Below are 20,967 nucleotides of genomic sequence, written 5' to 3' on the forward strand. Positions count from 1 at the left end.
ATAAACAGCCGAAATCTAACTGCTGTTCGAGTCTTTACCGTCCTTATTTCAATAATCTACAGTTAACGACCGACTTAATGTTGATCGTCACCCGCATGTTCCTGACGCCAACGCTTCACGTAATCCAAGCGTTTCTTAAATAAATCCTCACGCCCCTGGTCCGTGGGGTGGTAGTACTCATGGCCGACCAGCGAATCCGGTAGCGTCTGCATCGTAGTAAGTTTGTCCTTGGTATCATGCGCATACTGATAGTCCTTGCCATAATCCAGGTCCTTCATCAACTTAGTCGGCGCGTTCCGAATTTGGAGAGGCACCGGCTCGTCACGGGTCTCTTTGACATCCCGTTTAGCTGCCAGACGAGCCTTATAAATGGCATTAGACTTTGGGGCCAGCGCCAGGTAGGTCACCGCCTCCGTCAGGTGGACGTCGCACTCCGGCATACCCAAAAATTGGCAAGCTTGAAACACGTTAACCGCCACGTTCAAGGCATTTGTATCAGCTAATCCGATATCCTCGCTGGCAAAACGAACCAACCGTCGGGCGATGTACAACGGATCTTCACCGCCCTCTAGCATTCGCGACAACCAGTAAATCGCGGCGTCAGGATCGCTATTACGCATGGACTTATGCAGCGCAGAAATAATATTATAGTGTTCCTCACCAGTCTTGTCATAAAGCACAAACTTCTGTGAAATCAACTGCTTCAGATCGTCAATGTTGACGGTCACCCGATCGCCCTGTTTATTACCATTGAGCACCGCCATTTCTAGCGTATTCAGGGCACTGCGCGCATCACCATTAGCAAATTCGGCAATGGCACGCAACTCATCAGTTCCAATCGTCACGCGGCCTTTAAACCCATCGGGACTGGCCAAGGCATTCTTCAATAACTGCTCAATGTCTTCCGTTGCCAAAGCCTTCAGCACAAACACTTTGCATCGCGACAGCAACGCGGAATTAATTTCAAACGAGGGATTTTCGGTGGTCGCACCAATCAAAACGATACTTCCCCGCTCCACGTATGGGAGGAAGGCATCTTGCTGAGCCTTGTTAAAACGATGAATTTCATCAACGAACACGATCGTCTTCTCACCCACGGACAGGTCATCGGCTGCCTGTTTCATAATCTTCTTAATCTGGCTGATACTGCTGTCAACCGCGCTGAACCGCAAAAACTTCGCCTGTGTCTGCCGCGCGATGATCTCCGCCAGTGTGGTCTTGCCGACACCCGGTGGTCCCCAAAAAATCATTGATGAAACCTCATCGTTTTCGATCAGTTCGCGCAGAATCTTCCCCGGGCCCAACAGGTGGGACTGCCCTACAAAATCGGCCAGGGATCGCGGCCGCACCCGGCTGGCCAACGGCGTGTTCTGTTGATTAGCAAATAACGACTCCTGTTCCACGGGAAACACCACCTTTTAGGACAATGATAACCCGTTTAGCCAATTAACAAAAGTCATTAAAACTAATGATTTCGCTCATCAATCCTCACAGTTCACTAGGCTCGTATTCCACTTACCCGCCACCATCAGGTTCAAAACTGATCTCTTCACTCATCATCTAATTGGGTAACCATATTATCCAATTGACCTAGTCAAAAACTACTAGTATTTCTAGAAAAATTCCCGTATTATGAAAGAAACACGCGCACCTAACCTGCTAATAGTTGGTTGTGCTGAAATTTCAACTACAAAAGGAGCCTCACACATCCATGGAAGATTACGTTGCCCTCGACGTCAAAACTGCCAATTCTTCACGCGCTTCAATTTGCGCAATTGGCATGGCCCAATTCAAGAATGGCCAATTGACCAATAGTCTCTACAGCCTCGTCAATCCGCACGAGCCCTTCGCCCAACGCAACGTAACCGTTCACGGCATCGACGCATCAGCCGTCGCCAACGCGCCAACATTCACCGAGCTACTCCCTTTACTCCGGCGCTGGCTTGACCACCAGTTGATCGTCTCCCACACCAATTTTGATATTTCAGCGCTGCGCCAAACCTTGGAGAAACACAGCCAGCCACAGCTGACCTTTAAGTATCTCGACAGCTACGTCATCTGCCAACAGCTCGTGACCCATTCTGTCCACCGACTGGCCGACATGGCGGCCCACTTCAGCATTCCCTATCCACGGCAACATCACGCACTGACCGACGCACAGACTTGCGGTCAACTCATTGCTAAATTGGTCGCTCACCACGAAGTTCCTACCCTCAACGGCCTCATCAACATTGCTGGCTTTCATCAACTGGGCGTCTCTTCCCACCTCGAGCAGAAGAAGTTCGAACAGACCAGCGTGCTTGACCTAGTCGATATTTCCACCGAGGTTAAGACCGCCGACTTCAAACGCTTCATCCCCACGGCGTTATTCTACCAGCAAAATATCGTCCTGACTGGCCACCTAAAGCTCATGACGCGCGCAACCGCCTTTCAAAAGATTAGAGCGGTTGGCGGCGTTCCACAAAATCAACTCACGGCGACAACTAACTTCTTAGTCGTCGGCCATACGAATCCCTTATTGGTGGGCCAAGATGGCAAAACCGACAAGATTCGCCAAGCCGAAGAGATCAACCGGATCTTTCCCGTGATCACTATCATTGATGAGGCCGATTTTCTTAAAGCCATTGCACAATAAAAAGCCAGCCGTCGCTGGCTTTTTATATTTGAAGGACTGAATAAGCACCTTTCTAATGACTTTTAGCTTACAGATATATTTTCAAATCGATTCAAACGATACCGCAATACTTGTTTTTGCCCAACTGATTGCACTAGTACATAAAAATCAGTATCCTCAAAGGTCAGATTCATTGGCACGCCAGTCACCATGACAGGATCATCAACGCTATCCCCTTGATAAGCAAAGTTAATCGTCGTCTGGTTCTGAATGTAGTCAGTAAGTAATCTAATCTTAGACAGTAATGGTTCCTTCGTCGTCGCTGGCAAATAGCCATTTACACCTGCCAGAATCAGATTGTTCATACGTTGCTGATCTGCCACTGACAGCATTGTTAACAAGTGTTGTTTAATTTGATTCATCTCAACCCTGTTCAACGCCCGAGTCCCCATCATTAGTTTTAATAACGCTAAAATTTCTTCAAACGGTAGGCTTTGAGTGGTCACCCAGTAGCTTTTCTCTTCAAGTCCAATAATCTTACTGTGAAACGTATACTGCGCCTCATCTTTCAGCAAGACCTTAACCGCAGCAGTATCCCGTTCACCGGTCTTCTTGCTCTGATAACCATACTGAGCCATCATTCCTGATGTCGTCAGTCGTTCACCATGAAGCAGCCGCATCAACACGTTTAGCACCCGTTCTCCTGATGTCACGCCCGTCACCCTCTTCTAAATCTCAATTTCAAAAAGAGTATAGCATTCGAGCATGACACATTATGTCGTCCTAACGGCTTAAACTGGTTTCTTCTAAAAATCAATTATCCGTAAAACCACTCCTAGAAGCTACAAAAAAGCCAACGTATTAGCAATACTCCTCCAATACATTAGCTCACCTAGGATATTCAATTGCGTCCCCGGGGAATCGAACCCCGATCGAAAGGACCGAAATCTCTCGTGCTATCCGTTACACTAAGGACGCTTAACATCCTTATTTTAGCCCCAAACTTATTCTGACATCAAATAATTTATCGTGCACCCGCAGCTCGAGCCGCTTCCTGTTCCAAGTACAGTTCGAGTTTTTCTGCACTCTCGCGGAAATCCGCGTTGAACGTGGCCCCTTGAGGCGTCACCGTTGCCGTTTGCTGGCCGCCAATGTCCGTCACAATCAGCGTTTCAGCTTGCCAACTCGCCGTGTCATAGTGACCATCCTCAATCTGATCTAAGAAGCCCTGAAAAATATCCAAAACGGCTTGATTAATAATTTCATCCTCCGTTTGGTCCTCTCCGTGTTGTTTCAATTGAAGCTGGCGTAGCTGCACCTCGTCCATATCGGTTGGTATCTGAATAAACACTGCAATGCCTCCCATAATTAGTTTTACTGCTATTCTAGCACTTCTTACCTAAGAAACGAGTGCTAATGTTATCCTTGAATCAAATCTGGTGTAAACTAGACATAAGTAACCAGATTGAACACTGACGACTACCTAGGAGGTGGCTCATGGAAGACTCGATACTAGACTTTACTACGAACCTGGCCATTCTCCATCGGCAATTTCAACGGGCAATGAATCAGATTCTAGAAGCCGACGAAATGCCAGTCAACATTACTGAATTCTATTTATTAGTGTTGGTCTCGGAGACTAGTCATTTGAATCAACGTAAAGCGGCGTGGACGATGGCTGTAGATGAAGGCTTAATGGCCAGAATGGTCCACCATCTGGTAAAGCTCGCCCTACTGCAGAAAGAAACCGACCCTCATGATCGGCGCAACCGCCGCCTAAAGCTCACGACCGATGGGAAACACCTCGTTAGCCAAGCTATTGAGGTCCTCCATGATTGGTGGGAACAGGTGACGCCAACCGATACTGAGTTTGACTACGCTGGTATCACCGCTCAGCTGCAACGACTGTCTAGCCAGGTGCTGACAGACCAACAAACGGAACATTCACATTCATAATCTTTAGTTTTTCCTATCCTAAGGAGGGATTCATGATGAGTAAAGCTATCACTATTGCTGAAGCACAACGTTACGACGCGCATACGATCAATGAGATCGGTATTCCCGCATTAGTTCTCATGGAGCGCGCCGCCTTGGCAACGTTTAACAATTTACTAAATGATGATTTCGATCTTAGCCGCGTCATTATTGTGGCGGCGACCGGCAACAACGGGGGCGATGGCATCGCGGTTGCCCGGCTACTGCACATCCGGGGAATCGACGTTGAGATTTACCTACTAGGCGACCCGGCTAAAGCTACCCCGCAGACCGCTCAACAACTCAAAATCGCTAACTACTACCACATTCCCTTCACCACCGACCTTAACCACGTGGTCAACGCCACGCTAATCGTCGATGCCATCTTCGGCGTGGGCTTGTCCCGTAACATCTCGGGCAAATTTGCCGATGCGATTAACGCCATCAACGCGGCGGACGCCAAGACGGTTTCCATTGACGTCCCATCTGGGATTAACGCCGATACTGGTGAAGTCATGGGCGTCGCGGTTGTCGCCGACAGTACCACGACCATGGCCTACAACAAGATTGGCCTGCTCACCATCACAGGCAAGCAGCACAGCGGGACCGTTCATATCGCTGACATCGGGATTTACGCGCAAGATCATCTTGAGCATGCCCGCTAAGTCCGGTGACCATACCAACCATCACGCTTCACTGCGGCTTAGGCCTAATCACGTGTAAACTAAAAAGCGCGAAAGTTAGAGTGACTTTCGTGTTTCCTGACGACGTCCAGTACCCCCTCCTGAGGTGCTGGACGTTTTTTTAAAAAAAGGGTGTAACCCCTGGCACACGTTTCAGCTAGAGAGACTAACAGACTCGACCTTCATTTGTACACTAGCCCATTGGCATCTAGTCATGATTCTCTTAAAAGCACCGCAACCAAACCACTTCACAAGCTTTTCTGGTGCAGACCCGGTATACTAGAGGCAACACTATATGGGAGGTGCCCCACATGTCACAACTAGAAACTGGTTTCACCAACGTCCAAGCGCTGGACCCCAGCATCATTGTCGACCTGCGCTACGCCACCACGGATAATTTCACCCATCAAGTCATTTATAATTTCACTACCGCCATCGCCCGCACGGGTACGGCGAAGAAGCTGGCCAAAGCCAACAGTCTGCTCCGGACCCAAGGCTATCGCTTAAAAATTTGGGACGCGTACCGGCCAGTTGCCGCTCAGGCACGTCTTTACGATGTCTATCCCGACCCCTCGTTTGTCGCCAAGCCCAATCCGAACTTCTCACATCAAAAGGGCGTAACTGTCGATGTCACGCTCTGTGATGCCGCAGGTAAGGAAGTCGACATGCAGACAGAATTTGATGACTTCACGGTAGCCGCTCACCGGGACTTCGACCGGACGCCGTTACAGGAGAAAAACTACCAAATTCTCAATCAGGCCATGCAAGCCGCGGGATTCTTCGGTTACGAAAACGAATGGTGGGATTACCGCGATGCCCAGATGGATGATTATCCACCGGCTACGGCTGATCCGAATGATTATCAAATCACCGAACATGCCTAACCAAAAATAATCGGCGTCCACTCTTAACGAGGGACACCGATTTTTTAATTCATAGAATTCTATGCAACTGCGTTTACTTCTGGTAACCCGTATCCTTCAACATAAAGGAATGATCCGGAATCCGAATCAACGTGAAGCGATCTGCTAACCGACCGGCATGCAGCCCGATGCCGTTGACAAATGACTTCTTATAGGTCGTCTCAATCACGCCGACCCATGCGCGCTGATGCCGCTGATCGTACTTGGCAACCTTCTTTTCATCCCATTTGTAGGCAGAAGCTGGTAAATTAATCGGCTTCTTCCCATCGGACACGGTCGCATTGGTACTGCTGACCTGGTACTTCTCACCCTCGGTCAAATACGTATACCGCTGCACTGGTTTTTTACCGTCACTGTTGTCCACCTCAACATAATAGGCTGAACCAGACGTTGTCCCTGTATTAATCACTAACGGCTCGTACCGCGTAGTCTGATTGACGCGCGTGCCTAACTGATTCACATTTTGAAAGAAGGTGGTATAACTCATGCCACCGAAGAATAGCAACCACACGACCAACTCAATCGTTGAAATCGTGAGGTTCTGCCAGGAAAAACTACGGTGTTCTTTCACAATTAATCGAATACGCCGGACACGCATGTCGTGAACCATCCAGACCAAGGTGATCAACACAATCACCCATAGGCCCATTCCCACTAAATTCCATGCTGATTTCATAGTTTCCAATTCCCTTCCAAGAAACAAACCTCTTATAGGTAATTTCTGTTCTCTATTAGCTTACGAGATTCACGCTTTGAATACAAGCGCTAGTTGCTTAATTCGCTCACTCGCTTGGAGATCATTAGCCCGCCACATCACGAACGTCCTTTAACTCTACCACAGCGTAAGCTATACTTAAATCAATTGCACCACTCTGAGGAGGAATGTCACGTGTGTACCAGTTTAACCTATACTTCTGCCGCCGAGCATCATTTTTTTGCCCGGACGATGGATTTTCCCACCACCACTCCCTGGCGGCCGGTCTTCTTACCCCGCCATTACCAGTGGCACACCGCGTTACACGCTACCCGCACCACTCAATACGCCTTCCTGGGTGGCGGGCGGACAGCTGCTGACTTTTCAACCTATCTCATGGCCGACGGTATAAATGAAAACGGTATCACCTGTGCTGAGCTCTATTTGCCCGGCGTCGCGCAGTACGCGGCAAACCCCGAACCCCGGCAGATCAACCTATCGCCGCAAGACTTCATCAATTGGGCGCTAGGCGAACACGCCTCCCTGGCAGAAATTGTGGCCGACCTACCGCACGTCACCTTAGTCGCTCGGCGGTGGGGAACGGCCGCGTTCGTCTACCCCTTCCACTGGATTCTCAGTGATCGCAGCGGTCAAACGCTGGTCATCGAACCCACTGGCGGGCCCCTAAAAGCTCAGCTCAATCCAGTCGGCGTCCTCACTAACACGCCCATCCTAGCCACCCACTTGCAAAACCTCAATCATTTTCTGCAAGTTCCCGGTAATGACTTTACTGGACAAACCGTGACCGCTGCAAGACAGTATCTCGCCAGTGGCAAACCTCTGCCGACCGGTACGGTTCCCACGCAACGCTTTATTCACATGGCTTTACGGCGCTGGGGAACGCTTCCCATGACGACCACCGCAGCCAGTTTACATCAAATTTTCCACTGGTTAGCCGAGGTTAGCCTACCCTATGACCCGACTCGCCGCGACCAACCTAACCATAATTACACCCACTACCGGGCAATTATCGATATTTCCACCGCTACTTACAACTTTATTTCACGAAAATCTGGCCGTCTGCAACAAATGACATTAACGCCGGAAATGGCGGCTCATCGGCATTTTCCGCACGCCTTTCCTGCAGAATAACTGCGAATGTTGCAAACATCCAATTTCGCTTTAATCCGATTGATAATCGTTTGAGACATTTCTGTAACAACTCCCTGATAGTATTAATCATGTTGAATCGAACGAAGAAACATTTAATACTAAAAAATAACTAAAACGAAGGAGTTTGTTACATTTATGAAGAAGACGTTGACTAAAATTGTTTTATCCTTAATCGCTATGGTGGCCTTTACGGTTGCTGGTGTCAGCATGAGCCAACCTACCGAGGCTTCCGCAGCTACCGTTTCTTACGCTAAGTTACATAAAGTTGCTAAGGCACAATTAGGCAAACCTTACGGCTGGGGTTCTACTGGTCCTTCCCGTTTTGACTGCTCCGGTTTCACCGGCTACGTTTACAAGAAGGGTGCTTCCAAGAAGATCCCTCGTACCGCCCAAGCCCAATACAACAAGTACAAGCATGTGAGCTACAAGAACATCAAGAAGGGTGATTTGGTCTTCTTCGGTGGTTCCAAGCATTCCATCTATCACGTGGGGATGTACGTTGGTCATGGGAAGATGATCGACTCGCAAAACCGTGGTGTTGTGACTGAAGCCGTTCACGCCCCTTGGTGGCATGCTGTGGGTTACGCTCGCGTTGCCAACGTTAAGTAACATCTAGCTAACCTTCATAAATGAAATAAACTGTTATCCCTCACTGTACGTCGCGGTGAGGGATTTTTTGTGAGCAATTGCTGCAAGCCGGCCAAAAAACGCCAGCCCATTCAAGTGAGCCAGCGTTTGCGGCATTGCCCTTTCTAATGAAACATCGCTACTACCCATCCCAGTGCAGCCAGAAAAGGAAAGATCATCCACCAATTCTTATCTAAAAATTCCCAGCTGTTCATTGGGCGCTGCCCCTCTGGCAACGTCGTTCGTGGCTCAGCTTTCTGCTCACTGGCTGTCGGGCGTTGTCCCGCAATCAACTCATTGAGATCAACTTGTAAAAGATTCGCCAATTTAACCACCGTATCCAAATCTGGCGTGGTCTCCCCCTGTTCCCACTTAGAAATCGACTGCCGGGTCACAAACAACTCGTGTGCCAATTGTTCTTGCGACAGATTCTGCTGACGCCGCAATTTCACTAACTGTTGACTGAATACATTTTCCATCTCACTCATCTCCCTTACCTTGCTCTTATCATACGCAAAACCCACCGGGCTTCCTAGCGAACAAACCAGAACATCCAGCACTTTGCCCGGGCTAGTTGCGCCCGTCACGGTTGCGAGATAGGTTGCCATCCCCGCTACAACGGCTTTTCTCCATCTTACTAACTCAACTCAAAAAAGCCCAAGCATCTGCTCAGACTTTCTAACTTAACGTCGGATCTCTAGCTTTAGTGGTCGTTTGAAAACTAACTCGGCCACGCCTAAGCGATTAGCCAACCAGACATAGAGGCCGACCATGACCAATCCAAGGACACCAACGTAGCCCATGGTTAAAAGCTTGCCGGTAAAGAAATGACTCCCAACCAGCCACTGACAACCATCGACAAGTACCGTTGCCCCGATCGCAAAGACCACATTTAACTTAACAATCGGCCCAATGGCCCCTAATTCAACCGCATAGCTGCGCCGAACCAGTCGCCAGCTCACGACCATAATCCAGCCGAACGCGATCCCCGTAGTCAGTAAGGCACCGTAGCCTTGGAATAGATAAACGAGTGGTAACTGTAAGACAATCTTGATACCCAAGCCACACAACAAGTAAGTCGTCGCCTTCTTACTCATCCGTAAGGCCTGTAACACGGTTAGCAAGTCTAGCGCCAGCCCCAGGATCAGGCTTTGCCACACGTTGGCAATCAGGTAAGTTGCCCCTTCACCGTCAAAGTTAAAGAAGATCCCATACGTTGGAAAAGCAAACACACTCACCAAGATGACCAGCGGCAGTAGGACAAACGTCAACAGTTGAAAGTTATTGGTTAGCAATGCCCCAATCTCCTGACGATTTTTCTTAATATCCGCCAACTTGCCAGCCAGTAATGGCAATGAGGTCTCCGCCACAGCCATCGCTAAAGAAACGATGACGGTGGTAATCTTATTGGGATTAGCGGAGAAGATCGTGAAGACGTACTGCGTCATCGCCGCCGATTGATGTAACATCCCCTGCATAATTTGCTTAAAGAACAGCTGATCCACTAATTGGCTAAGCGTAATCCCTGAACCCACAATCACAAACGGGATCGATTCGTACCCAATCATCTTGAGGAGTTGACCCGCCGCATGCTGCTTGCCCGTCTGACTCTTGGCCGTCATCCGGCGATATTCTCCCCGTTGACGCCACAGATGACCTAACAAATAAAGGTAACTTGCCACGGCCCCCACAAAAGCTGCTGCCACACTGACAAAGACCGCCTGTACGTATCCTTGATGGGCCACTTCAATCAGCCAGTAGGTCCCGATTAGAATCACGATGATCCGAATAAACTGTTCCCATAATTGCGAAATCCCAAATGGTTTCAAATCACCATTTCCCTGGAACCACCCGCGCAGAATACTCATCGACGGGAGAATCACGATGGCGGGAACCAGACAACGAATGGCAATGGTCGCATTGCGCACCGAACTCACGGGACTATTGGCCGCCAATACTGGCGCTAAACCATATAGCAGGCCACCGCAAATCAGGCCAGAAACCACCATGAAGCCAAAGCCCGCGAAGGCAATGTGCTTCGAATTAATAAAACTATCTTCACCGTTAAAGAAGGCCACCCGCCGAGCAATCGCCGACGGAAAACCCGCAGTTCCCAGCGCAATGAACAACGCATAGGGCGTGTAAGCCGTATTAAACAACGCCTGCGCCACCGTCTGATGTTGCGGTGACCCAATCATCGCCAACCAAGGAATCAGGTAAACAACCCCTAAAATCCGCGAAAAAATACTCCCAAACGAGAGCCAAAATGAACCTGAAACAATTTTTTTATCCATTAAATTTGCACACACCAATCAGTCTAGTGTCAAAGCACCACTCGCTAGGATACTCCTCTCAATCGCAACTGTACATAACCAATGCAGCTACACCGGCGAACTTAGCGTTAACTTAATTAGCCAGGACCTAAAAAAGTATCGAGAAATCGACTGATCTCTCGATACTTTATGCTGACTAATTACTAACTGGAGGTTGAAAGATAAAATACCTGCCCTATCCCAGTAATGGAAAACGTTTACGTTATTAAATTTGACTAAATTGGTCGCACTCCGGCTGCCAGGGATTCCGCCTGCTGTGGGGACGCTTCAGCCTGGAAGCCCACCAGTCTTCTCGCTCGATTTGGAGCCACGAAAAATCCGTGTCTCCAAAGTCGCCCGTGCTGTAAGCTGGCAAAAGAACAATCGCCAGCTAACACCACTTTCACGGCTGGCTCCATCCCTGTCCTCCTCCGGCTTTGATGGCGTTTTACCACGACAACAGTTGAGAAAAAGTGGCTACTTAGTATTTTCAATTCTATTGATAACGACCGCAGCAGTCATTATCCTAGTTGCCTAAGAGAACTGTGTAAGCCGAGAGGTCGGCAGATATGGGCTCAGGCGCGTCGTTCTACTTAGCTAGTAAGCGACCTGCTTACTGGCTTAGTAGAAAACCAAGCTTGGAGACTCGGTACTTTCGAGGCTTCAAGTTGTGTTCGCACCGATCCAGCCCATATCTGCCGACCGGTAAGGCGCAGGGACCACCGATCTACCTAGTTTTAATCCTATGATTATTGCTAGGACAGGTATAACCGGTAATTTGAAACTTTCATCTTCAAAAATGTAAGCCACAGCCTGAGACAACCCGCCGTCCCTACTGCTCGCGGTTAACCGCAGGATGGGCCGTGAACCATTCTGTCATGTCGTCAATGCGCTTGACCCGCAGACTAGGCAATCCGTTGCGGGAAACCCCGTGGAAACTCTGCGGATAGCGAATGAAATCAGCGTCGACACCATTGCGTTTGACCGCGGTAAAGAATTCTTCCGACTGACTGATCGGACAACGCATATCCCATTCGCCATGAAGCAGCCGAATGGGTGTTTTGACATACTGCGCATAAGCCAGTGGTGAGCGGTGCCAGTATTCCGCGACGCCCCCATCCGCGAACAAGTCGATTCCCAACTCCTCAGGGTTAAAGTAGAAGCCGATATCACTGGTCCCGAACAAGCTGATCCAATTGGTTACCGAGCGCTGGGACACTGCCGCAGCGAAGCGGTTCGTGTGACCAACTGCCCAGGTCGTCATGAAGCCGCCATAGGAACCACCCGCAATATACTGTCGCGTCGCATCTAGCTCTGTAAAGTTTTGTAATGCCACATCTAATCCAGTCAAGACATCGGTAAAATCATCCTCACCATAATGGCCGTTAACGTGACTCTCAAAGGCCTGACCGTAACTGGTAGATCCTCGTGGATTGAAGAAGACGACGCCGTATCCTCGACTAGCATGAACTTGAAATTCATAGAAGAACGTTTCGCCATAATTTGCATGAGGACCGCCGTGAACATACAGGAGCACTGGTGTCTTAGCCGCTTGCGTTTGCGCCGGTAAATACCAGCCCTCTAGCGCCTGACCATCCGTTGCTTGATAATCGAATCGTTGGGGATGCGCAAAGCTATGGGTGGCTTCATACGCCGCATTGGGATCATACTGAACCGTCTCGTCACCAGCCAGCGGGAAGGTAACTAATTGACTAGGAATATCCTGATAGGACACACTCAACGCCAACGTTTCCGCATCAATCACGTCAAAGTCAACGATCTGGCGGGCCGTATCATCTACCAATTGACTACCGGCACGACTCCCGACGTAAAGCTGACTGTGCCCGTGAAAGGCCGGCGCAAAGACTACCCGTTGATCATCCAACCAGCGGACCAATTTACTGCCCGGATGCTGAACAAAGTCACCCGCAAATTCGGGCGCTGGGTCAGCATCCAGATCATCCGTCAGACTAATCGGATCGCCGCCAGTCGCCGGCACCAGATAAACGTTAGCTACCGTATGCCGCCCCGCCGCACCGTTATCTCCAACCAAGGCAACCTGCTGACCGTCGGGAGATATCGTCGCATCTTCGAAATGCCCGTGGGTAAACTGCGCCGTTAGATCTACCGTTTGCCCCGTCTGCGTATCTAACCGATAGGCACCGTGGGCAAAATTCCGGTCATCTTCCGGGTGATCATCGCGTAATACCGTGACGTAGCGACCATCGGCACTCACCGAAGTCAGGCTGAAGTCGTCACCCTGTTGGCTAATCTCTTCCACCGCCCCCGTGCTAGGCAGGTAACGCCGCAACCGGTACACCCCGTCCTGCGGTAACCAGCCATAACCATCAGCCTTGTTGATCAAGCGCGTCACGTGCCGGGTCTGTGGGAAAGTTTCTTGATTTGGTAGCTTAGGTTTTTCCGCCGTTTCCGTCGTCTTAAAATAGATACTCTGCCCATCAGCCGCCGCAATCACCGTCGCTACCGCCTCATTCGGAGTCTCCATCGTCAATTGGACGGGTTCACCACCGGTCGTTGCTACCGTAAATAGCTGCGGCTGATCAGTCCTCACCTGCGCAGCGTAGTATAACTGACCATCGGCCACTGCTGGTTGCAGATTGAGCTGGCCGTTCGCCGCAATCGTTTGAACATGTCCAGCCGCGTCCGCTCGCTTCAGGCGTGAGCAATAACGGTTATTCGTTGCATCAATCCCATTTTCCACGAAAAAGACTTGATCCCCCGTCGCTAACACTTGGGAAACCGACTTCAATTGAAATAAATCTTGTGCACGCACACCGCGAGCCATACGCATCGCTCCTCGTTTATAATTTTTCTCATTATTTTCTCATTTAGCAGTTGTGTTTCATACTAATCCAGCGGCTACAGGATGTCAATTCTCAATTCCGTTGCGGCCGATCAAGCGAAAGCTGATACACTGGAAGTAACTAAAATTGAAGGAGTGAGCTTGAAATGAAAATTGCAATTGCTGGCGCGGGTGCGATGGGCAGCCGCTTTGGCGTCAAACTTCAATCAGCTGGTAATCAGGTCACGCTGATCGACAACTGGGCCGACCACGTCACCACCATTCAGCAACAAGGTCTGACCGTGACAACCGATGATGGCACCGATCACGTCTATCAGATGACCACAAAACGGCCACAAGAGGTCACCACGACCTTTGATCTCGTCATCCTCTTTACGAAAGCCATGCAGATGGACCAGATGCTGCAACAACTTAACGGTGTCTTAGGGAATCAGCCGGCGGTCTTGACGCTAGCCAATGGTATCGGCAATATCGAAACGATTGAACGTCACGTGCCTAAGGACCACGTCGTCGCCGGGACAACCGTGTGGTCTTCCAGCCTCACCGGTCCGGGCCACATCACGGTCACCGGCACTGGCAGCATTTCCCTACAGGCGATGGTTCCCGACAAGTTTCCTGACTTGCCCGGCCTGATCGCCACGCTAAACGCTGCCGGTCTGAATGCCAGTCCTGCGCAGAACGTTCTGGCAGCTATTTGGAAAAAAGCTGGCCTCAACAGTGTGCTCAACACCTACTGCACGTTATTTGACTGCAATATCGCTGAATTTGGTGGCCTCCCTAACTGGCGGAAACTTAACGACGCCGTTCTAAGCGAGTTTGAAGCCGTGGCTACCGCTGCTAAGATTCAATTCAGTGCCACCGATGTGACGGCGCTCATCGCCGCTCAATTCGATCCCACCAAAAACGGTGGTCACTATCCTTCCATGCACCAAGATATGGCGAAGAAGCGGCCAACGGAAATCGATTTCCTTAACGGCTACGTTGCCCGCTTGGGTGAAAAATTAGGCGTGCCGGCCCCGACCAACGCGCTTCTAGCGCAGCTGATCCATAGCCAAGAGAGTCTCAAAGACATTAAGTAACACAAAAATCATTGCACCACGCTCTGTGGTTTTGACACTATATGTAGAAAATGACCATATTTTCGTACTATATCTAGTTGTTTTTTTCGGAAATTCATCGTAACATAGACCTATACTCATTTTAACCGTACGTTAGATCAGCAACTTTAACGGTGGCGGAAAACTCAGGAGGGCTAAAGACGATGGACGTTTTAAGAAGATCACAGACTACTATGCATCCTGGTGGCCTAACCGTGGAAAATCTAGCTGGGGAACACGTTCCGTTTAACCCCCGCCAAATCCACGCTGCACTCAGTGCACTCACCAATGATCCGACGGTTGTTCACCGCGTAGAAAGCTTAATCGTTGCCCAATTGGCCGGCTTTGACGTCGTTGCCACCGGAACCATCGAAGCAACCGTGGTGGACACCTTGGAACAGCTAGGCTATGCCAATATGGCACGGAGCTACCGTAAGCAACAACACGTTTAGTGGTGTCCTTTAAAAATACTTAGCAGACCGGATCATCCTATCCGGTCTGTTTTTGTCAGCTCGTTTTCAATAACACGAAAAAAGCGATGATCCGCGCCCCCTTGTTTAGGGGCTGTGATCATCGCTTTACTAATTTTATTATATTGGGTGTTTTCCACAAAAAACCGATCAGCACTCCCCCGAGAACTGATCGATCCAGTCTATGAGCTCAGTTGTGATTCCAAATGGTGTAATTCAGCCGTCCGCACTTCACGTGGTAAGAAACGACGAATTTCTTCTTCGTTGTAGCCGACTTCCAAGCGCTTATCATCAAAGATAATTGGCCGCTTGATCAAGTCTGGGTACTTAACAACTAAGTCAACAAGTTGGCTAACTGAAAGGCTATCTAAGTCAATGTGTAATTCTTTGAATACATTTGACCGGGTAGAAATGATATCCTCACTACCATTTTCCGTTAAGCGTAAGATCTGCTTAACTTCAGCGGCATTCAGTGGCTTGGACTTGATGTTCCGTTCATTAAACGCAATATCATGATCCTTGAGCCATGCCCGTGCCTTCCGACTAGATGCGCTACTTGGCGCAATATACAAATTGATCATATCTAAGCACTTCCTTATCGTTGGATTGAGTAACGATAGAAAAAAACAACTGACTTGTTCTGGTTCCCCCCGAATATTTCACTGAACTATCTAGTAGAACCAACTTATATGTTACCACAATTGAATGAATAATCAACCCTTTTTGGAAACTTTCTAAATAACACCCCACATTTTTTAGTGAGTTGGTTGGGACTCCCAACTATTTTCGCAGGTCGTCACCCCCTTGTGATAAATCCTAAAATCGCCCGTAACCATTGCGACTTCGGCATCCACAAAGTTATGGTAATCGTCCAACCAACCGCGGTTATCAGTCAATCAGCGAGAAATTATCATTCCAGGCGTCTCTTTTTTAGTCGAATGTATTAATATCCATTTATTTTGTTTTATTATTCAATCGCACCGTTTGATTGTTGATAAAAGCGCTTACACAAACTAACCTAAATGGCTAAATCCCTACTCGCTTTAATCATTTAGCCCCCACATCGGCACCGAGGTGGGGTAAAATAGGGGCTACTGATTAATTCTATCTGCTGGGAGGAGTTCATTGTGGTCGCTTTTTACGCCATCATTTTGCTGATCTTAGCGACGATTGTCGCCAATACCATCTACCCTTACTTTCCAATCATTCCTAAGGCTTTTTATCAAATCTTCATGGGGGCATTGCTCTCACTAGTCCCTTTGTATCACCACTTTGTGCTAGAACCTGAGATGTTTATGCTCATCATCATCGCCCCATTGATGTTTTATGACGGGCAAAACGCTAACGCCCATGAACTCCGCAAAAATGTGGGCTCAATCGTCTCAATGGCCATCGTACTCGCCGTGTTAACAGTCATTGGTATGGGCTACCTCAGTCACGCTATTCTGGCCGGAATCCCATTAGCTTTGGCGTTCGCCTTAGCAGCCATCGTGACCCCCACTGACGCGGTTGCCGTCTCATCTATTACGAGCAACATGGCCGTCCCCGAACGCGTCATGGGCATGTTAGAGCGCGAATCACTCTTTAACGATGCATCCGGCTTAGTCGCTTTTAACCTAGCGCTAGCCGCCTTTACCACTGGACAATTCTCCGTGGGCGCGGGTATCAAACACTTTTTCGTCGTCTTCCTTGGTGGGCTCTTGATTGGTCTAATCCTAGGGATCGGTGCCGTCATCATTCGGGTCTACCTGGTTCAAAGTGGTAAGGACTCCTCCAGCGTGATCGTCCCTTACGATATCATGGTGCCCTTTCTCATTTACTTAGCAGCAGAACACCTTGAGCTATCTGGGATTCTGGCCGTAGTCGCCGCTGGCTTGATTTACAGTGCCTCAACGAATCAGCTACGGCTATCCAGCACCCAGCTACAGCTCGTTTCCCGTTCCACCTGGAGCATCTTCACTAACATTTTGAACGGCTTCGTCTTTGTTTTGCTAGGGGTTTCGCTGCCAACTGTATGGGTAAATATTCAACAAGATCATAATAAATCATTGTCCCATTTTCTCTTACTCGCCGTCGTGCTATATCTAGTCATGCTAGCACTACGCTACCTCTGGATTCGCCTCGACTGGGCCCTGATTCATTCGAAACCCGCTGATCGCTCCCACCACGCCTTGATTGGCGCGCTCTCAGGCGTCCACGGGACCATCACCTTAGCCATGGCTTTCTCCTTACCCCTCACTGTAAACGGTGCCGCCTTTCCTTTCCGGAACACTATGATTTTCGTGGCGGCGGTCGTCATCATTCTGAGCTTACTGGTCCCCACGCTGGTGCTCCCGTTCATCTTGCCTAAGAAGGCCGCTGTGGTGGATCCTGCCGCCGTTGCTCACGAGCGTAAATCATTGGTCGCCTACGCTACGAAGCGCCTGGCCCAAGAGAATCCAGACAATCCCGCTGCTACTCAGTCGGTGATTGAAATTCTGAATAGTCAGGCCACCGGCGAACGCCCAGATAAGAAAAAGGTGCGCGACCTCATCAATCAAGCCACCCAAGTCGAAGTCCAAACCGTCCAAAAACTCGCCGATGACGGCATAATCCCCAGTGGCTATGCCAGCCGTTACGTTCGCATGCTCATTCTCAAATCACAGATGAGCAGTCACAATCCTTTCGTTAATTTAACCGTATGGGCCCGCTTCGTTTGGCATCGGCTCAGCTTCATGCTCAGTCGCAAATGGCGGCGTAAGAAGCGGATTGCGGAACAACAACGGCGCTTACAAGCAACACCCCATTCCGATCGGCAAGAGCAGCTTCAACAACAACGTATTCAGCAAGAAACTGGCAAACTCAAACGACGACCTCGACGAGATCCCCGTCGTAATCAGCAAAAGCGCGAAGTCTTTTTAAAGATTGAAGATGATATTTACACCAATATCGTCAACTTTCTAACTAAAATTTCTACGATCGACAATCAAGCTGAGGTCAATTCGGTACGAAATTATTACAATGCCCGCCACCGCCGCTTCAAAACCAACACGGCCACCAATCAAAATGAATTATTTATTCAGGCGTTCCAGTACGAATATACCTACATTCGCCAACAACGAACAGCCGGCGCAATCCCCAAGGAACTGGCGGATGAGCTCTATCAGCAGGTCTCAACGGATCAGATGCTGTACACCCAAGAAATTGCGGGTGCTGATTAATTTCTTTGACCACCGTCATATTTTCTTCACAATTAACTGCTATAGTGGGTCACATAACTTACGAATTTACGAACGAATAAGTTGATAATTTTACTCCTCCAAAGTAAAAATTACGGTCGACCCGCTATGGGATCGACCGACTCCAAACGTAATAAACGTTTTCAAGCAGCAACGCGGACTTTTAGGTTCGGTTGCTGTTTTTTTGTATAAGAGTGTGAGGCAAGGCGCTTAGCTTCCGAGCATTAGGGAAATAAGCAGCTTCTGTTCGGCTATGCCGGACAGGAGTTGTTTATTTTTCTAAGCGGAAGAAGCTGCCTTACCGAACACGTTTCGGAAGCTGCCAGATACACAATATCTTGGCGAGAAACCACCTATGAACTGAGATAAATCAACCACCAACGACCAGTTGGTTAGCTTGCTAAGCGCAGAAATCTGCCTGGCCGAACACGTTTCAGAGGCTGCCAGACACACAACATCTTGGCGAGAGACCACCTACGAACTGAGACAAGCCAACCACCAACAACTCACCACTCCAACATTTCCCCATCACAAAATTTCCCTAATTCCCTTTATCCCCCACCTGAAGAAAACGATTACACCCAACATTTCCACCCCGAATTGTGAGAAAACTCCTCATAATTACAGAGAAATTGCCATCGTAAATTTACACTCGGTACAAACTAGCTTATAATTTCTTTAACACGTTATAGATTTGGCGGCTGCGCGCTAATAATCTGTTAGACGTTATTGGAGGGTGAGATCTAATGAAGCTGACAATTTTATCGACAAGCGATACCCACGGGTACGTCTTTCCCACGAACTACGTGAAGAAGGGCAGTCATCTGGGGTTCGGACTTGCACGGGCCGCCACGGTCATCGCGCAAGAACAAGCCGCTGCTAAAGCACAAGGTCCAGTCGTGACCATTGAAAACGGAGACTTTCTGGAAGGATCACCGCTCGCATACTACGTGGCGCGAGTAAAACCCGATCGTGATCCCCAGCCGTTAATGTCCATTTATAATCAAATCGACTACGACTGCGGCATATTAGGCAATCACGAATTCAACTATGGCCAGGATTACTTACAGGCCGCCATTCGTGACGCCAAACGAACCATCCTGTGTGCGAACATTTTAGATGAGAATGGGGAACCGGAATACGGCCAACCTTACCGGATTCTCGAAAAGAATGGCATCAAAATTGGCGTGCTGGGCCTCACCACCCAAGCCGTTTATAAATGGGAAAAAGCCACCAACATCAGTGGCCTCCAATTCGAATCAGCCTACATAGCCGCAAAGAAATACGTGCCCATCATCCGTGAGCAAGCTGACATTGTCGTTGTCTGCTATCACGGGGGCTTTGAGCGCGATCTAACGACGGGAAAGCCTAACGACATCCACGTCGGTGAAAACGAAGCCTACCACATTTTAGAGGCCATTCCCGGCATCGACGCGTTAGTCACCGGTCATCAACACCGCCAGCTCGCGACCGATGTCTTTGATATTCCGACCACGCAACCCGGATTTCGGGGGCAAGCCATCGGTAAGATCACGCTTGACCTGGACCGTGACGCTAACGGCAAAGTTATCGTCGTCAATCACGATTCCGAACTCGTCTCCGCAGCCGAAGCACCTTTGGATAAAGCCGTGCTGGCCGCTGCTCACGACTTAAACAATGAAGTGGGCCACTGGTTAGATCAACCATTGGGTCATATCAAGGGTGATATGACATTCACCGATCCCTTTGCCGCGCGGATCGACGAGACCCCGTACATCGAATTCATTCAAAAGGTTCAGATGGCGACCATGGGGGCCGATATTTCTGCGACGGCCCTCTTTAACGATGAGGCGCGCGGCTTTGAAAATCCGATAACCATGCGGAACATCATGACCAACTACGTCTATCCCAACGGTCTGTCACTTTTAAATATTACCGGAGCTGACCTGAAGGGCGCCCTCGAAGTGACTGCCCGTTACTTCAGCTCGCAAGATGGCAAAATCATCGTGAATCCGGCCTTTATTCATCCTAAACGGCGCCAGTACAACTATGACATGTATGAGGGCGTTAACTACCGGATCAACGTTGCTAAGCCCATGGGTCATCGGATCGAGAATCTGACGTACCACGGCCACCCCATTGCGGATGACCAACACCTGCGGATTGCCCTGAATCAGTACCGGGCAGTTGGTGGCGGTCACTATCCGATGTACAGCGCTGATAAGATCCGCGCCGAAAGCCAAGGGGCGATGAGTGAAATCATTGCCGACTACCTCCAAGAACACCCTACGATCGATGCCACTGCGAATAAAAACTTTACCGTGGTTTACGATCCCGAATAATTTTTTGCGTTCAACGACCGACAGCTTTAGTACCTCT

General features: G+C 49.3%; 18 protein-coding genes and 1 tRNA gene. 10 read left to right on the forward strand and 9 right to left on the reverse strand.

Annotated features, from left to right (window positions below; translation table 11 throughout):
• Positions 1–74: 74 nt before the first annotated feature.
• Positions 75–1,403, reverse strand: coding sequence for a replication-associated recombination protein A (locus tag HF569_RS06640; RefSeq protein ID WP_168901809.1), 1,329 nt, complete (start codon positions 1,401–1,403; stop codon positions 75–77).
• 308 nt (positions 1,404–1,711) lie between these two features.
• Here HF569_RS06640 and HF569_RS06645 point away from each other — a divergent pair, with 308 nt between their 5' ends.
• On the forward strand, positions 1,712–2,635 hold the full coding sequence (locus HF569_RS06645) for an exonuclease domain-containing protein (RefSeq protein WP_168901810.1): 924 nt from the start codon (positions 1,712–1,714) through the stop codon (positions 2,633–2,635).
• A gap of 62 nt (positions 2,636–2,697) precedes the next feature.
• On the opposite strand, the gene HF569_RS06650 is transcribed toward HF569_RS06645, so the two are convergent.
• From HF569_RS06650 to HF569_RS06660, 3 genes are all read right to left on the reverse strand, one after another.
• Positions 2,698–3,327, reverse strand: coding sequence for a WYL domain-containing protein (locus HF569_RS06650; protein ID WP_168901811.1), 630 nt, complete (start codon positions 3,325–3,327; stop codon positions 2,698–2,700).
• Between the two features lie 193 nt (positions 3,328–3,520).
• Positions 3,521–3,592 (reverse strand) — tRNA-Arg (locus HF569_RS06655).
• A 46-nt stretch (positions 3,593–3,638) separates the two neighbouring features.
• Positions 3,639–3,965, reverse strand: a complete 327-nt coding sequence (locus HF569_RS06660; RefSeq protein ID WP_168850191.1) for a hypothetical protein — start codon at positions 3,963–3,965, stop codon at positions 3,639–3,641.
• Between the two features lie 146 nt (positions 3,966–4,111).
• On the opposite strand from HF569_RS06660, the gene HF569_RS06665 reads away from it, so the two are divergent.
• The 3 genes from HF569_RS06665 (at position 4,112) to HF569_RS06675 (ending at position 6,155) form a co-directional block, all read left to right on the forward strand.
• Positions 4,112–4,570 (forward strand): MarR family winged helix-turn-helix transcriptional regulator, encoded by a 459-nt coding sequence (locus tag HF569_RS06665; RefSeq protein WP_168850190.1) that lies wholly within the window; start codon positions 4,112–4,114, stop codon positions 4,568–4,570.
• A 32-nt stretch (positions 4,571–4,602) separates the two neighbouring features.
• The gene (locus HF569_RS06670) at positions 4,603–5,253 is read left to right on the forward strand and encodes an NAD(P)H-hydrate epimerase (protein ID WP_211089662.1); all 651 of its coding nucleotides are present in this window, start codon (positions 4,603–4,605) and stop codon (positions 5,251–5,253) included.
• Positions 5,254–5,582: 329 nt separating this feature from the next.
• Entirely contained in the window at positions 5,583–6,155 is a 573-nt protein-coding gene (locus HF569_RS06675) for a M15 family metallopeptidase (RefSeq protein WP_168901813.1), read from the forward strand.
• 73 nt (positions 6,156–6,228) lie between these two features.
• Here the strand turns inward: HF569_RS06675 and HF569_RS06680 are convergent, their stop codons facing one another.
• Positions 6,229–6,870 (reverse strand): LVIS_2131 family protein, encoded by a 642-nt coding sequence (locus HF569_RS06680; protein ID WP_168901814.1) that lies wholly within the window; start codon positions 6,868–6,870, stop codon positions 6,229–6,231.
• A 213-nt stretch (positions 6,871–7,083) separates the two neighbouring features.
• On the opposite strand from HF569_RS06680, the gene HF569_RS06685 reads away from it, so the two are divergent.
• Entirely contained in the window at positions 7,084–8,040 is a 957-nt protein-coding gene (locus HF569_RS06685) for a linear amide C-N hydrolase (RefSeq protein ID WP_168901815.1), read from the forward strand.
• 156 nt (positions 8,041–8,196) lie between these two features.
• Positions 8,197–8,670 (forward strand): C40 family peptidase, encoded by a 474-nt coding sequence (locus HF569_RS06690; protein ID WP_168901816.1) that lies wholly within the window; start codon positions 8,197–8,199, stop codon positions 8,668–8,670.
• 143 nt (positions 8,671–8,813) lie between these two features.
• Here HF569_RS06690 and HF569_RS06695 read toward each other — a convergent pair whose 3' ends face one another.
• From HF569_RS06695 to HF569_RS06705, 3 genes are all read right to left on the reverse strand, one after another.
• Positions 8,814–9,167: a helix-turn-helix domain-containing protein gene (locus HF569_RS06695; RefSeq protein WP_168901817.1), complete on the reverse strand. Its 354-nt coding sequence runs from the start codon at positions 9,165–9,167 to the stop codon at positions 8,814–8,816.
• Positions 9,168–9,371: 204 nt separating this feature from the next.
• A complete protein-coding gene (locus HF569_RS06700) occupies positions 9,372–10,982 on the reverse strand; it encodes a polysaccharide biosynthesis protein (protein ID WP_168901818.1) in 1,611 nt (536 codons plus the stop codon).
• A gap of 850 nt (positions 10,983–11,832) precedes the next feature.
• Complete coding sequence (locus HF569_RS06705) at positions 11,833–13,806, reverse strand: S9 family peptidase (protein ID WP_168901819.1); 1,974 nt, start codon at positions 13,804–13,806, stop codon at positions 11,833–11,835.
• 164 nt (positions 13,807–13,970) lie between these two features.
• On the opposite strand from HF569_RS06705, the gene HF569_RS06710 reads away from it, so the two are divergent.
• Positions 13,971–14,903: a ketopantoate reductase family protein gene (locus HF569_RS06710; RefSeq protein WP_168901820.1), complete on the forward strand. Its 933-nt coding sequence runs from the start codon at positions 13,971–13,973 to the stop codon at positions 14,901–14,903.
• A 182-nt stretch (positions 14,904–15,085) separates the two neighbouring features.
• On the forward strand, positions 15,086–15,373 hold the full coding sequence (locus HF569_RS06715) for a hypothetical protein (RefSeq protein WP_168850181.1): 288 nt from the start codon (positions 15,086–15,088) through the stop codon (positions 15,371–15,373).
• 200 nt (positions 15,374–15,573) lie between these two features.
• Here the strand turns inward: HF569_RS06715 and spx are convergent, their stop codons facing one another.
• A complete protein-coding gene (spx, locus tag HF569_RS06720; protein WP_168850180.1) occupies positions 15,574–15,972 on the reverse strand; it encodes a transcriptional regulator Spx in 399 nt (132 codons plus the stop codon).
• 546 nt (positions 15,973–16,518) lie between these two features.
• Between spx and HF569_RS06725 the strand changes: the two genes are divergently transcribed.
• Together HF569_RS06725 and HF569_RS06730 are read left to right on the forward strand one after the other, a co-directional pair.
• Positions 16,519–18,591 carry a cation:proton antiporter gene (locus HF569_RS06725; RefSeq protein ID WP_168901821.1) on the forward strand — a complete coding sequence of 691 codons (2,073 nt, stop codon included), beginning with the start codon at positions 16,519–16,521 and terminating at the stop codon, positions 18,589–18,591.
• A gap of 764 nt (positions 18,592–19,355) precedes the next feature.
• Complete coding sequence (locus HF569_RS06730) at positions 19,356–20,930, forward strand: bifunctional metallophosphatase/5'-nucleotidase (protein ID WP_168901822.1); 1,575 nt, start codon at positions 19,356–19,358, stop codon at positions 20,928–20,930.
• Positions 20,931–20,967: the final 37 nt, after the last annotated feature.

This window comes from Levilactobacillus tujiorum (assembly GCF_012641185.1).
In the GTDB taxonomy this organism is placed as follows: domain Bacteria; phylum Bacillota; class Bacilli; order Lactobacillales; family Lactobacillaceae; genus Levilactobacillus; species Levilactobacillus tujiorum.